Origin of the sequence: Enterococcus sp. 4G2_DIV0659 (assembly GCF_002140715.2) — a bacterium.
GTDB lineage: Bacteria > Bacillota > Bacilli > Lactobacillales > Enterococcaceae > Enterococcus_L > Enterococcus_L mansonii.
The window spans coordinates 908,689-922,500 of record NZ_NGLE02000001.1; the positions used below are offsets into that span (position 1 = coordinate 908,689).

Consider the following 13,812-nt stretch of genomic DNA (forward strand, 5'->3'; position numbering starts at 1 on the left):
CTATCTCCACCCTTTCATTGTATGCAGTCTAATTAGATTACTGAGTGATTCCCGCAATTGGTTTCGCGGCACAATTTGGTCGACAAAGCCATGATCTAATAAAAATTCAGCTTTTTGAAAATCATCTGGTAATTCTTGGCGAATCGTCTGCTCGATAACCCGACGCCCAGCAAAACCAATCAAACTCTGCGGCTCCGCTAAAATAATATCTCCATCCATAGCAAAGCTTGCTGTGACTCCGCCAGTTGTTGGATCAGTCAAAACAGTCAAATAAAGTAAACCAGCGTTACTATGACGCTTAACCGCGCCAGAGATTTTCGCCATTTGCATTAGAGAAAAAATGCCTTCTTGCATTCTCGCTCCACCAGATGCAGTAAAAATAATCACTGGCAACTGCTGTTCTGTTGCTCGTTCAAATAAGCGAGTAATTTTCTCCCCTACAACAGTTCCCATGCTTCCCATAATAAAATTAGCATCCATCACACCGATACCAATTGGTTGCCCGTCAATTTTAGCTTTCCCTGTTAAAACCGCCTCATGCAGTTCAGTCTTTTCCTGCATTTTGGCAATTTTGTCTAGATAGCCTGGAAAATTTAATGGATCTTCCGTTACTAAACCCGTATCCCATTCTTCAAAACTCTTTTCATCGACAGTCAATGCAAGTCGTTCCCAAGCACCAATTCTAAAACTATAACCGCAATAAGGACAGACTTTTTCTGCCCCCATATCTTTTGTATAAAGCGTACGTTTGCAACAAGGACATTTTGCCCACATGTTATCCGGAACTGCAGGTTTTTTTGCTGAGGATTGGTCGCTTGGGCGATTCGGATTGATTCGAATGTAGTTTTTCTTCTTAAATAAAGCCATACACCTGCTCCTTTTTAATTATCGCTGTCTGGTTCCCAATTTGGTAAAAATGTTTCTTGTAAAAAACTTGTATCATATTCACCAGCCAGCACATTTTCATGCGTGATCAAATCCAGTTGAAATTCTGAGTTTGTAATAATTCCTTCTGTCACAATCTCATTTAACGCCCGCTGCATCTTCATCAAAGCATCCATACGATCATCCCCGTGAACGATTACTTTCGCAATCATCGAATCATAATAAGGTGGAATCGTGTATCCTGAATACATCGCACTATCCACTCGTAAGCCCATACCGCCGCTTGGAAGTAGTAAGTTTTTGATTTTCCCTGGAGAAGGTGCAAAATTAAACGCAGGATTTTCAGCGTTGATTCGACACTCGATCGCATGACCTTTAATCGTCACATCTTCTTGCGTATATGATAACTCTTCCCCTGAAGCAATCTTTAATTGTGCTTTAACAAGATCGATTCCTGTGACCATTTCTGTCACAGGATGCTCTACTTGAATGCGGGTGTTCATTTCCATAAAATAAAATTCACCTGATTGATCCATTAAAAATTCAATTGTTCCAGCATTTTCATAATGAACAGCTTTAGCAGCTCGTACAGCTGTTTCTCCTAATAATTGGCGTTTTTCTGGTGAAATAGCGATCGAAGGTGATTCTTCAAGAACTTTTTGATTATTTCTTTGCAATGAGCAATCTCGTTCACCTAAATGAATAACATGACCATAATGATCACCCAAAATTTGTACTTCAATGTGACGAGCTGGGTAAATAATTTTTTCTAAATACATATCATCATTGCCGAATGCGGCTTTTGCTTCTTGTTGAGCTGAGGTAAAATGCTGTGGCAGTTCTTCTTTAGTTAACACTTTACGAATCCCTTTACCACCACCACCAGCAGCCGCTTTAAGCATGACAGGATAACCAATACTATCAGCAATCGCTAACGCTTCTTCAACAGAATTAATAACACCAGTACTTCCTGGAATTACCGGAACGTTCGCTTTTTGCATTAACTCACGTGCATTGATTTTATTTCCCATTGCATCAATCGTTTCAGCTTTTGGACCAATAAATGTGATATTGCATTCTTCACACATCGCAGCAAATTGACTATTTTCTGATAAGAAACCAAAACCAGGATGAATTGCTTCTGCATTTGTTACAATCGCTGCACTTAATACACTTTGAACATTTAAATATGAATCAGCAGCTTTCGCTGGACCAATACAAATAGCCTCATCAGCAAGCTGCGTGTGTAATGCTTCTTTATCTGCTTCAGAGTAGACAGCTACCGTCTGTACTCCCAATTCGCGACATGCCCGAATAATCCGAACAGCAATTTCTCCTCTATTTGCAATTAAAACTTTTGAAAACATAGCTCACCTATCCAATCATAAAGGTCAATTCTGCTTCCGCTACTTTTTTCCCGTTCACAGTCGCAATCCCTTTGCCGATGCCGGCTATTTTTTTTACTTTCATAATTTCTACTTCTAACATCAACGTATCTCCTGGAACAACTTTTTGTCTAAACTTGGCTTTGTCAATACCGCCAAAATAAGCTGTTTTACCTTTAAAATCAGGCATAGATAATAATGCTACAGCACCTGCTTGCGCTAATGCCTCAAGAATCAATACACCTGGCATAACAGGCTCTCCTGGAAAATGTCCTTGAAAAAATGGTTCATTGATCGTAACATTTTTCTTTGCGATCACTTTTTCTCCCACAACGATTTCTTCAACTGTATCTAACAACAAAAAGGGATAGCGATGAGGAATAATTGCTTTAATCTCTTCAATATTCATAGCTACACCCCTTTTGATACGCGGAATAAAGGTTGATTAAACTCAACAACATCTTCATTTTGTATCAAGATTTCAGTAATCACACCATCTACTGTTGAAGTAATTTCATTCATCAATTTCATTGCCTCAACAATACAAACAACCTCACCTTTTTTAACTGGGTCGCCGACTTGTTTAAAACTTTCTTTATCAGGTGCTGGTTTCAAATACACGACACCAACAATCGGCGAAATGATTTCTTCGGTGTTTTCTGGTTTGATTTCTGCTTGTGGTGCAGTTTCTTTTACTTCTACAGTTTGGCTAACAGTTTCTTTAGGTGATTCTTGAACCGTTACACTATTCGTGCCCACTGCTTGTTTTGGTTCGTTAGATACTGTTTTTTGAGACACTTTATTTTTATTCATATAAAGACCAAATGAGCCTTCTTTAAGATCAAATTCAGTTAATGTTGATTGATCAAATTGTGCTAGTAAATCTTTCACTTCATTGATATTCATTTTAATCCTCCCAACGTTTTAAACAAAGTACCGCATTATGACCACCAAAACCAAATGAATTCGTTAATGCATAATCAAAGACATGTTTTTGACTTTCATTTGTGACAATATCGATTTCAATAGCCTCATCAAGTTGCTCAATATTGATGGTCGGTGGAATAAATTGATGTTGTAAAGCGTTTAATGTAGCAATAGCCTCAATGCCTCCCGTTGCTCCTAATGCGTGTCCTGTCATACTTTTCGTACTGCTGACACGAACATTTTTAGAGGCCTCTCCCAATGCTGTTTGAATGGCTTTAGTTTCTGCTACATCGTTTGACGGTGTACTTGTTCCATGCGCGTTAATATAGCCTATTTTTTCAGGAGCAATGGATGCTTCTTCAATAGCTAATTGCATTGCTTTAGCAGCCCCACTTCCATCTGGTCTAGGCGAGGTCATATGATATGCATCACAGTTTGCACCATAACCAACGATTTCTCCTAAAATATTAGCCCCTCTTTTTTGAGCATGCTCTAGTGATTCTAAGACTAAAATCCCTGCACCTTCACCCATTACAAATCCACTACGGTTTTTATCAAAAGGAATGGATGCTCTATTTGGGTCTTCTGCTGACGTTACAGCTGTCAATGAAGCAAATCCTGCAATTCCTATTTCAGTAATAGATGCTTCAGTTCCTCCAGCTAATAGCACATCTGAATAACCATGTTTAATATTTCTAAAAGCTTCGCCAATAGAGTTATTCGCTGTAGCACAAGCTGTCACTGTAGCAGAACAAATTCCCCTTGCACCTACACGTAAAGCAATATTTCCTGCTGCCATATTTCCAATAGCCATTGGGATGAATAAAGGTGCCACTCTTTGAGGACCTTTATCATGCATTCGGATTACTTGATCTTGAATTGTTTGGAGTCCACCGATACCAGAACCGACCATCACACCAAAACGATCGGCATCAATTTCTTCAACATTCAAACGACTCATTTCCATTGCTTCTAATGCTGCGTAAATACCGAAAAGAGAAAATAAATCCATTCGTTTTCCGTCTTTTTTTACAAAGTATTTATCAAAAGGAAAATCCTTTACTTCTGCTGCTAATGCAATACCTGTTTCATTTGCAGCAAATTTAGTAATTGGTCCAATCCCGTTTTTTCCTGTTTGTAAACTTTCTAAAAATGTTTCAGCATCATTTCCAATTGGAGATGCTACACCATAACCTGTGATAACTACGCGATTCATTTCTATCGCTCCTTTCAAGCTTGTTGATTAGCCTTGCATTACTAAACCACCATCCACATTTATAACTTGACCTGTGATGTATGGACTTTTAGCCAAAAAGATTGCTGCGTTCGCTACATCTTCTACTTGACCAAAACGTTGCAATGGAATTTGCTGGTTCATTTGTTCTTTTATTTTATCAGACAAAACATCTGTCATTTCCGTTTCAATAAATCCTGGTGCAATCGCATTACAAGTAATCCCACGTGCAGCAACTTCTCTTGCGACTGATTTTGTTAAACCGATCACTCCAGCTTTACTTGCTGCATAATTGGCTTGACCAATATTCCCTGTCAAACCAACGACACTGGACATATTGATAATATTCCCACTACGCTGTTTCATCATTCGTTTAACTGCGTGTTGGGTCATATTGAACGTTCCTGTTAAATTAATTTGAAGACAACGAGTAAAATCATCTTCCGACATTCTCAACAATAATTTATCATTCGTGATTCCGGCATTATTTACTAAAATATCAATCGATCCTAAACCGTCTACAACAGCTTGAATCATTTCGCCTGCAGAATCAAAACTGGCGATATCACCTGAAACACCAATACATTTCACACCGAAATATTCTATTTCTTTGATTTGTTCAGAACTGATTTCACCACGTCCATTCAGGGCGACATTTGCGCCTTCTTTAGCAAAAGCCAAAGCAACAGCTTTTCCAATTCCTCTTGTACTTCCAGTGACAAATACGTTTTTTCCTTTTAAATCCATTTCTTACCTCCCGTGTAATAATGCTTCGGTTTCAGATAATGTTTTTTCATCTTCTACTCGAGCTGTTTTAATTTCTTTATCGATCTTTTTAATAAAACCAGTCAATGTTTTGCCTGGTCCAACTTCTATAATTGCATCAACATTCATTTTTTTAATTGTTTCAATACTGTCAGCAAAACGAACAGCAGACATCACTTGTTGCTCTAGTAACTCTTTGATTGCCGATTGTTCCATTACTTGTGCTGTCGTATTACTAATCACAGGAATCGTCATTTCTGCGAAATCTATTTTCTCCAATTCAACGGCTAACTTTTCTGAAGCTGGTTTTAACAACGCCGTGTGGAAAGGTCCACTAACATTTAACGGAATCATTCGTTTAACACCAGCCTCTGTTAATAATTCTACCGCTTTATCCACAGCTTCTGTTTCGCCCCCAATCACGATTTGTTGAGGTGTATTGTAATTTGCTGGTGAAACAATGCCCAGCTCACTGGCTTTTTGGCAGCATTCTTCGATCAAAGAACGCTCCGCATTCATTACTGCAACCATTTTTCCTGTTCCAGTTGGAGCAGCTTCTGACATGAACTTTCCACGTTTAGCGACTAATTGAACCGCCTCTTGAAATGAAATGGCTCCACTAGCAACAAGCGCACTATACTCCCCTAAGCTAAGACCGGCAACAACATCTGGCTGATAGCCTTTTGATTGTAACAGACGGTAGATAGCAATGCTGACTGTCAAAATCGCTGGTTGGGTATACATCGTTTCACTTAATCGATCATTTTCAGTAAAACAAAGCTCTGCCATATCATAACCTAACACATCACTTGCCTCTTGAAATACCTCTCGAACAATCTTTTCCCGATCAAATAACTCCTTGCCCATCCCAATATACTGAGCACCTTGTCCACTAAATACAAAAGCTGTTTTCATTGTTTTACTCCTTACTCTAAAAGTTAAACGAGTCTACTTTTTTCAAAGAGTTCGCTCATAAAACTAGGTAGATTTAAACGCTGAATAAGTCTATTTTTTCCGAAAACTGACTATTCAGCACTATATATTTAAAATCAATAACAGAAGCATTCATTTTATAACCATTGAGTACATCGCGCTGTCATGATTTCTTTCGTTTCAATAATATATGATTCAATAATTTCTTTCGCCGTTTCTTCTTTTTTCACAAGTCCTGCGATTTGCCCTGCCATAATTGATCCGTGATCTATATCGCCTTCTATAACAGCCTTACGCAAAGCACCTTGTCCTAATCGATCAAATTCTTCAAGATCAGGATTCTCTTTTCTTAGTTCAATTTTTTCTAATCGATCATACTCATTGGTCAACTTATTCTTGATTGCGCGAACTGGATGTCCAAAATGCTGACAAGTAACCGTTGTATCAACATCTCTTGCTTTAATAATCCTCGCTTTGTACTGATCATGCACTGTACATTCTTTCGCAACCAAAAAACGTGTACCAATTTGAACACCAGAAGCGCCTAACATCAATGCCGCCGCCATACCCCGACCATCTCCAATACCTCCTGCAGCTATCACTGGAATCGTCAAAGCATCTACAACTTGAGGCACCATACTCATCGTTGTCAGTTTGCCAATATGTCCTCCGGCTTCCATTCCTTCAACAACGACTGCATCTGCTCCGATTTTCTCCATACGAGTACCTAATGCAACAGAAGGGATGACTGGAATTACTTTAATGTTATGTTCTTTAAAGCGTGCCATATATTTGCCAGGGTTCCCAGCTCCAGTCGTGACTACAGGAACATTTTCTTCACAAACTAAATCTACAATATCTTCAGCAAACGGAGAAAGAAGCATAATATTCACTCCAAATGGCTTGTCTGTAATTTCTTTGATCTTTCTAATTTCAGCCTGAACAACTTCTTTAGGCGCACTGCCACCTGCGATAATTCCAAGTCCGCCAGCTTCAGACACAGCCCCAGCTAGAGAAGCATCAGCAATCCAAGCCATTCCTCCTTGAAAAATCGGGTATTCAATTCCAAGTAGCTCACATATCTTTGATTGCATAAACGACATCCTTCAAATTAAATAAAATAATTAACTAAAAAAGGACTGGAACAAAACTCTATAAGTTTAGTACCAGCCTTTTTAATTCCAACGAACGGTGTAAAAAAGCTAGACCCTTCAGCAATTGTTGAAAATCACATAGAGCCTTGCTCCTCCAACTTTGATTGTACCTAATCGCTTTGATTATTCTGCTTTTTGTTTTTCTACATATGTTACTAAATCTTGAACAGTAGTGATACCATCTTCAGATTCAATTTTTATATCAAAAGCATCTTCGATTTCGTTGATGATTTGGAATAAGTCCAAGCTATCTGCATCTAATTCTTCTTGAATGTTTGTTGTTAATTTTACTTCTTCAGGCTCTTTCCCTAATTCTTCTACAATAATTGCTTGAATTTTCTCGAATACCATGTGTATATTCCTCCAATAATTTTCTTTTTTAGTTTATATAGTTACAGAATTTACAGCGTTAAGAGGATCGATCCCCACGTTAAACCACCGCCATAACCTGTTAACACAATTTTTTGTTTGGAGCCTAATTGAAGCACTCCTTGTTCTACTGATTCATCCAATAATAAAGGGATACTTGCAGCAGAGGTATTGCCATTATGTTCCATATTCGTTAAAAACTTCTCTCTTGGAACATTGATTTTTTTTGAAATTTTTTCAATGATGCGCTTGTTGGCCTGATGCAACAACAAGTAATCAACATCCTCTTCTATAATTTCTTGAATGTTATTCGTCACATCGTTTAATGAAAAATCATAGATATCCCTACCGGCCATCTGTAAATAACCTGAGCTTTCTGAAGCTCCTTTATAAAATGGACTTTTATTCTCCAAATAACCAGAAGTCAATGATTTAGCCCTTTGACCATCCGCTTGCAGTTTTTCATTTAGAAAATGCGGTTCATTGCTTGTTTCCAATAAGACACCTGCTGCTCCATCACCAAACAATACAGCCGTACTTCGATCCTGCCAATCAATGACTTTTGACAAAGTTTCCCCGCCAATGATCATGCCTAAGCGTTTTCCTGTACGAATCAACTTCTCTCCCAAACTTAAAGCATAGACAAAACCACTGCAAGCAGCACTTATGTCAAAAGCAAAAGCCTGAGTCGCTGAAATACCTCCTTGTACTAAGCAAGCAACTGAAGGTGTTCCATAATCTGGTGTCATTGTTGCCACTATAATAAAATCCAACTCTTCTGCTTTTCTGTCCGATTTCTCTAATAGTTTTTCTGCAACCTTGATACATAAATCAGACGTATTTTCGTCAATAACAATATTTCTTGACTGAATACCAGTCCGGCTAGAGATCCATTCATCAGAAGTATCCATCATAGTTGAAAGAAGTTGATTTGATACTTTATTTTCAGGAACATATCGGCTAGTACAGAGTATTTTTGCATGTTGTTCCATGTTAATCCTCACTTTTTATTTATATTCCTTCAAGAAATCATGAAGATTTTTTAATGCTTTAAGTAATGCCTGCTCTTCCGTTTTTTCCATTCCGTTTAAGATATTCTTAACCATTTCTTTATGGAAGTGCTGATGGACACGAAAAAGTAATTTCCCCTTTTTAGTCAAGCCTAATTTGACTACACGACGATCATCTTCACTGCGTATTCGCTCAACATATCCTTTTTTTACTAGATTGTTGATTGCTACAGTTAATGTACCTACAGTGATTGATAATTCTTTTGCTACCTCAGAAGAAGTCTTTTTTCGATACATGCCAATAGCCTCAATTGTATGCATTTCAGTAATGGATAAGTCGTTGAATTGTGATTTCTTTAGCTCAGATTCTTCAATGGTCAAAATATCATTAAAGACGCTAACAAGATAATCATTGACTGTTTCTAAATTAGGTTCCATGTGTGTGCACCATCCATATACTTTGATTATCAAATCATTTGATGTTCAAACTATATCGTATATGAAAAAAGAATGCAAGTAAAATATTCACTTTTTAATTTTTCTTAAATAAGAAACCTTTAACAATCAACGTTTTACCGTGAAAAAAATATTTTCTAGGCATAGTTTCAAGAAAACATTTGACAGTTTAGGCTGAATTCACTATCATTTACTTTAGTTTGGAAATCAAACAATTTTTGATTTTTACTTACGAAGAACTAGAAGCACATCTTTAAAATAGAACTATTTGTAGCAAAAGTTCCTCCCCCCCTAAAAAGCCTGCTAGACAAACAAATTTAGCTAGGGCAGTCTCCTAAAAGAAGAGATCGGTATTTTAGCCACTACTAAAATCTGCTAACTATTCGAAGAATCTCTACGGACGAAAAAGATATTATGAAAACTATTACTTTTAAGCAAAATATTCCACTCATTTTTATGGAACAATACGACACACCTAAAGGCTTTAAATTCCATACTATCAATGTTATTACTATATCTGAAACTTTAAAAGACAAGCCATAAAAAAAATTCTATCAATCTCTCAAAAATAAGCCATTCCCTTTAGTTTATAGACAGTGCTCTAAAAAAATACTCAGTGCATTATCCAATCGCTATAAGATGCAGTAACTAAGATGCGTTAGTATTTGCTAGTGCAAATGCATGCCGAACAAGAGAATGACCAACTGTCAAAGTTGTTACTCGTTTTTGATAAATTGACCGTCATATAAATAAAAAAATCCTGTGGCGTACACAAATGTACGCCACAGGATTTTTGATTATTGTCATTAAATTTGTTAAATACTTACCGAATTTTTCTAATTATTGAATTAAATCATAAATTTCCATTGCAACAATATCAATATTATCAAATTGATAACTTTGTTGCGAATCAGATTCTGTTAACTCAAATGTCTCAGTAGATTTATCATAATTCACGATGCATTTTTCTACGCCTTCACGTTCAAAACGACGAACTTGAATTTCATTGTCTGTTGCTTCAGTCATTGCTTCAAGTCGTTTAATAATCGCCACAAGTTGTGAATGTTTCATAAATGGGCCTCCCTTTACAAACTAGTTCTGTACCATTGTATCAAAACATTGTCTTTCTTGCATGATTTTTTGTCATTTTTTTATATTTTTTTGCTGTTCTTTAATTTTTGACATCTGGCCTCTTGCCATCTGCCCACCATAACTTGATCAAAGCTTGGGTTCCATCGCTCTCAAACCCTTTATCTGCAAGCTTTTCATAAAGATCTGTAGCCAATTTAGTCGCTGGTAATTCAAGGGACATCTTCTCAGCTTCGTCTAAGGCAATTTTTAAATCTTTTATAAAATGCTTTACAAAAAAGCCTGGAGAATAATTTTCCTTCAATATTCTTGGACTGTAATTACTTAATGACCAGTTAGCTGCACTTCCCCCTGATAAGGTCTCAATAACTTTATCTATGTCCAAGCCAGCTTGATTAGCGTAAACCATCATTTCTGTCATCCCAGTCATTGTTCCAGCAATCATGATCTGGTTAGCCATTTTCGTATGTTGTCCTTTTCCAGCAGAACCATGTAAGGCAAAAGTTTTACCGAATGTCTTCAAGATAGGTAGAACTTCATTATAAGCTGTTTGATCTCCACCAACCATAATCGTCAAAGTACCATTTACAGCGCCTAAATCCCCTCCTGAGACCGGTGCATCCAAGGCCATGCCTCCTAATTGACTTGCCTTTAACGCTATTTTTTCTGCCAAAGTTGGTGTACTTGTCGTTAAATCGACAAGTATTTTACCTGAAAGACTTTCTGCAAAAATACCATTGTCACCAAAATAAATTTCTTCTACATCCGTTGGAAATCCAACCATTGTAAAAATAATATCACTGTTTGCAGTCACTTGTGCTGGCGTCTCATTCCAAAGCGCTCCTTGAGCAACTAATTCATCCGTCTTGCTCTTCGTGCGATTGTACACATTTACTTTCAGCTCATTTTTCATCATATTTCTGACGATGGCAGCTCCCATCACACCTGTCCCAATAAATCCTATTTGCGGCATTTTATCTAACCTCCTATATTTATTATCGATACAAAAAAACTTCTACTATCAGTATAAACCAAGAATAGAAGTTTTACATTTATTTTCTTAATGAGGTAAATTTAACCTTGATTCTCTCTATAGATGCAGCAGCTTCTTTTTCTGCTAAAAGTTGATCATAATATTCAATCATCTCTTCATAAAATTCAATCATGACGTTTCCAAAATGAGTTGCCGATATTTCGTAAAGTTTTTCCTTTAAGATCGACTCATCTGGAGCAATTTCTGAGTCAACGTATTCAATAAAAGCTGAAGTAAAATCATCATCTGTTTCAAATGTTTTACCCAATGATTCATGATTGAATAAATTATTTAGATATGCATTTCCTTCAACAATACAAGGAACGCCTGAAGCCATAGCTTCGGTATATGTTAAGCCTTGGGTTTCAGATGTTGATGCACTTACAAAATAATCTGCTGCTTTATAATAAATGGCTACTTTTTCATTTGGTACTTCACCAGTAAATTGAAGCTTGTCACTTACGTTCAGTTCATCTGCTAACATACGAAGCTTGTCTACATAAGGTCCGTCTCCAACGATGACTAAACGCGCATTTGGTAGTTTTTCAATAATTTTAGGTAAGCCTTTTACAATTGCTTGAATATTTTTTTCATAAGAAATACGGCTTAACGATAATAGCATAATATGTTCATCAGTTAAATCTAATTTACTACGAAGATCTTTTTTCATCTCTTTAGTAATATCAGGTCTTTCAAATTTTTTAATATCAATTCCTGTAGGGATAATTCGCATGGGTGATGTTACACCATAATCTTTTAATTTATCAATCACACGTTCACTTGGACAAACAACCCCAGTCGTATGATTTGCAAAAAAACGAGAAAAATACTTCACATGAGATGGACGTACTACCTTCCCCTTGGCAATATAATGAAGATAATCTTCATACATTGTATGATATGTATGAATAACAGGAATTTTAAGTTTTTTACCAACCATTTTCCCTAAAAGACCTGCCCCAAATTCTGTATGGGTATGGATCAAATCTAAATCGAGCTCTTTTGCTATTAAATAAGCATACCACATTCCTCTTACTACAATTCTTCTATCTTTAAAGGACACAAAAGGAACACTAGGCATTCGAATAACATCTTCTTCAAATTCTTGTGCATTAGGATCAGTTGTCGTAAAAATATACACTTGATGTCCTTTTTGCTCTAATTCTTCTTTAAGCGTCTTAATAGACGTAGCAACACCACTCACTTGAGGAAAATATGTATCTGTAAAAAAACCAAATTTCACGATGTTCCCTCCAATTTTCTCTAATTTTATTAAACAGACTTTTCTTTCCGCTCACTATATTCATTAGTCATTACTTTATCATAGACTTGTTTTAACTCCTGACCAATTCGCTCGATACTTTTTTGCTCTGCAACTACATACCCATTTTCGCGAGTATTTGGAGTTTTTTCTTCAATTAAGGTTTCGATCAAATAAGCAAATTCGTCATTAGTATTTCCCATGTAACAATTCACTTTATTTTCGAGCCAACCTTTATATACGGGAATGTCTCTCACCAAAACCTGTTGTTTGCTGGCTAAAGCTTCCAAGATGACTATTCCTTCAGTTTCTTCATAAGATGGAAAGAAAAACAGATTTGCTGCAGAATATGCCCCTTCAATAATGTCTCCTTTTATATACCCAGGAAATTCTACATTTTCAGGATGCTCTTCTTTAACAATCGTACGAATCACTTTGGGTATTGAATACATTGGTGTATGACCAAACCAAATGAAACGATATTCAGGGAACTTTCTAGCTATCTCAACAAAATCAATAATCCCTTTTCTTTCAAAATACAATCCTACGCAAATAATAACTTTTTCATTTTCCTGAATATTAAAATGCGCTCTAAATTTTTTTTCTTTTTCGTCAGAGTGTTTAAAGCGTGATAAATCAATTCCATTTGAAATTGAAACAATTGGAACCTTTATCCCATATCCTTCTAATAAATCTTTTGAATATGGTGTAGGTGTAATCAAATAATCTGCTTTAGAATACAAGCTAACTAAGTATTTTTTAACTAACGGAGACACCTGATTCGATCCAATAAAGGAATTTCTAAAATCTTCTTCTGTTGAGTGTGCATGATAGATAACTTTTTTCCCCATTTTTTTTGCCTTTTTCACCATGCTATGGCTATTGATCCCATATGTATTAATATGTAAAATATCATAATCTGTACAAGTAGCATCTAATGTGTATTCAATTCCAACTTCAGAAAGTGCCCGCTTTTGGTGATCTAATGCTCGACCTATCCCAGACTTAGCTAATATTTTCTCACCTTCAAAATACAATAAAACTTTCACGGTGCGTCTCCTCCAACTCTTTAAACTATTATAACACAGGTACAAGATAACTCCCTCAATCTAAAGACCTAGTTCGAACAACTTACAAATATTATATCAAATAATAATCTTAAAAAACCATCGTTCTATAAAATAGATTCATTACGTGACAAAACTGTTAGATAGAGATACTTAATTCCGTTTATACTTATTATTCCATCTTTTGTTCATTCTATCAAATAATAAAGTATTCTTTACTTAAGACAAAACAAAAAAGAACGAA

At 36.4% G+C, this 13,812-nt stretch carries 15 protein-coding genes; all 15 read right to left on the reverse strand.

The window, feature by feature from the left end:
- The 15 genes from accD to A5880_RS04325 all read right to left on the reverse strand — a co-directional run bounded on the left by accD (position 1) and on the right by A5880_RS04325 (position 13,550).
- The gene (gene accD / locus A5880_RS04255; RefSeq protein ID WP_086331955.1) at positions 1-867 is read right to left on the reverse strand and encodes an acetyl-CoA carboxylase, carboxyltransferase subunit beta; all 867 of its coding nucleotides are present in this window, start codon (positions 865-867) and stop codon (positions 1-3) included.
- A 14-nt stretch (positions 868-881) separates the two neighbouring features.
- The gene (locus tag A5880_RS04260; RefSeq protein WP_086331956.1) at positions 882-2,252 is read right to left on the reverse strand and encodes an acetyl-CoA carboxylase biotin carboxylase subunit; all 1,371 of its coding nucleotides are present in this window, start codon (positions 2,250-2,252) and stop codon (positions 882-884) included.
- Between the two features lie 7 nt (positions 2,253-2,259).
- Positions 2,260-2,679, reverse strand: coding sequence for a 3-hydroxyacyl-ACP dehydratase FabZ (fabZ, locus tag A5880_RS04265; protein ID WP_086331957.1), 420 nt, complete (start codon positions 2,677-2,679; stop codon positions 2,260-2,262).
- 2 nt (positions 2,680-2,681) lie between these two features.
- Positions 2,682-3,176 (reverse strand): acetyl-CoA carboxylase biotin carboxyl carrier protein, encoded by a 495-nt coding sequence (accB, locus tag A5880_RS04270; protein ID WP_086331958.1) that lies wholly within the window; start codon positions 3,174-3,176, stop codon positions 2,682-2,684.
- Between the two features lies 1 nt (position 3,177).
- On the reverse strand, positions 3,178-4,413 hold the full coding sequence (gene fabF, locus A5880_RS04275) for a beta-ketoacyl-ACP synthase II (protein ID WP_086331959.1): 1,236 nt from the start codon (positions 4,411-4,413) through the stop codon (positions 3,178-3,180).
- A 27-nt stretch (positions 4,414-4,440) separates the two neighbouring features.
- The gene (gene fabG, locus A5880_RS04280) at positions 4,441-5,178 is read right to left on the reverse strand and encodes a 3-oxoacyl-[acyl-carrier-protein] reductase (protein WP_086331960.1); all 738 of its coding nucleotides are present in this window, start codon (positions 5,176-5,178) and stop codon (positions 4,441-4,443) included.
- A gap of 3 nt (positions 5,179-5,181) precedes the next feature.
- Complete coding sequence (fabD, locus tag A5880_RS04285; RefSeq protein WP_086331961.1) at positions 5,182-6,111, reverse strand: ACP S-malonyltransferase; 930 nt, start codon at positions 6,109-6,111, stop codon at positions 5,182-5,184.
- A gap of 155 nt (positions 6,112-6,266) precedes the next feature.
- On the reverse strand, positions 6,267-7,223 hold the full coding sequence (gene fabK, locus A5880_RS04290) for an enoyl-[acyl-carrier-protein] reductase FabK (RefSeq protein ID WP_086331962.1): 957 nt from the start codon (positions 7,221-7,223) through the stop codon (positions 6,267-6,269).
- Positions 7,224-7,406: 183 nt separating this feature from the next.
- Positions 7,407-7,634 (reverse strand): acyl carrier protein, encoded by a 228-nt coding sequence (locus tag A5880_RS04295; protein ID WP_025873142.1) that lies wholly within the window; start codon positions 7,632-7,634, stop codon positions 7,407-7,409.
- Between the two features lie 50 nt (positions 7,635-7,684).
- A complete protein-coding gene (locus A5880_RS04300; RefSeq protein WP_086331963.1) occupies positions 7,685-8,644 on the reverse strand; it encodes a beta-ketoacyl-ACP synthase III in 960 nt (319 codons plus the stop codon).
- Positions 8,645-8,659: 15 nt separating this feature from the next.
- Positions 8,660-9,100: a fatty acid biosynthesis transcriptional regulator FabT gene (gene fabT, locus A5880_RS04305; RefSeq protein ID WP_086331964.1), complete on the reverse strand. Its 441-nt coding sequence runs from the start codon at positions 9,098-9,100 to the stop codon at positions 8,660-8,662.
- A gap of 858 nt (positions 9,101-9,958) precedes the next feature.
- Positions 9,959-10,189 (reverse strand): YkuJ family protein, encoded by a 231-nt coding sequence (locus A5880_RS04310; protein ID WP_069635996.1) that lies wholly within the window; start codon positions 10,187-10,189, stop codon positions 9,959-9,961.
- A gap of 100 nt (positions 10,190-10,289) precedes the next feature.
- Entirely contained in the window at positions 10,290-11,180 is an 891-nt protein-coding gene (locus A5880_RS04315) for an NAD(P)-dependent oxidoreductase (RefSeq protein ID WP_086331965.1), read from the reverse strand.
- Between the two features lie 79 nt (positions 11,181-11,259).
- Positions 11,260-12,483 carry a glycosyltransferase family 4 protein gene (locus A5880_RS04320; RefSeq protein ID WP_086331966.1) on the reverse strand — a complete coding sequence of 408 codons (1,224 nt, stop codon included), beginning with the start codon at positions 12,481-12,483 and terminating at the stop codon, positions 11,260-11,262.
- 29 nt (positions 12,484-12,512) lie between these two features.
- A complete protein-coding gene (locus tag A5880_RS04325) occupies positions 12,513-13,550 on the reverse strand; it encodes an LTA glycolipid anchor biosynthesis glycosyltransferase, IagA/BgsA family (RefSeq protein WP_086331967.1) in 1,038 nt (345 codons plus the stop codon).
- Between the last annotated feature and the right edge of the window lie 262 nt (positions 13,551-13,812).

What these genes read in the sequence shown, in the direction of transcription:
- fabD (WP_086331961.1), bottom strand. Translation starts at nt 6,111, where the DNA reads ATGAAAACAGCTTTTGTATTTAGTGGACAAGGTGCTCAGTATATTGGG.
- accD (WP_086331955.1), bottom strand. Translation starts at nt 867, where the DNA reads ATGGCTTTATTTAAGAAGAAAAACTACATTCGAATCAATCCGAATCGC.
- fabK (WP_086331962.1), bottom strand. Translation starts at nt 7,223, where the DNA reads ATGCAATCAAAGATATGTGAGCTACTTGGAATTGAATACCCGATTTTT.
- fabZ (WP_086331957.1), bottom strand. Translation starts at nt 2,679, where the DNA reads ATGAATATTGAAGAGATTAAAGCAATTATTCCTCATCGCTATCCCTTT.
- fabG (WP_086331960.1), bottom strand. Translation starts at nt 5,178, where the DNA reads ATGGATTTAAAAGGAAAAAACGTATTTGTCACTGGAAGTACAAGAGGA.
- A5880_RS04300 (WP_086331963.1), bottom strand. Translation starts at nt 8,644, where the DNA reads ATGGAACAACATGCAAAAATACTCTGTACTAGCCGATATGTTCCTGAA.
- A5880_RS04310 (WP_069635996.1), bottom strand. Translation starts at nt 10,189, where the DNA reads ATGAAACATTCACAACTTGTGGCGATTATTAAACGACTTGAAGCAATG.
- A5880_RS04315 (WP_086331965.1), bottom strand. Translation starts at nt 11,180, where the DNA reads ATGCCGCAAATAGGATTTATTGGGACAGGTGTGATGGGAGCTGCCATC.
- accB (WP_086331958.1), bottom strand. Translation starts at nt 3,176, where the DNA reads ATGAATATCAATGAAGTGAAAGATTTACTAGCACAATTTGATCAATCA.
- A5880_RS04260 (WP_086331956.1), bottom strand. Translation starts at nt 2,252, where the DNA reads ATGTTTTCAAAAGTTTTAATTGCAAATAGAGGAGAAATTGCTGTTCGG.
- A5880_RS04295 (WP_025873142.1), bottom strand. Translation starts at nt 7,634, where the DNA reads ATGGTATTCGAGAAAATTCAAGCAATTATTGTAGAAGAATTAGGGAAA.
- fabT (WP_086331964.1), bottom strand. Translation starts at nt 9,100, where the DNA reads ATGGAACCTAATTTAGAAACAGTCAATGATTATCTTGTTAGCGTCTTT.
- fabF (WP_086331959.1), bottom strand. Translation starts at nt 4,413, where the DNA reads ATGAATCGCGTAGTTATCACAGGTTATGGTGTAGCATCTCCAATTGGA.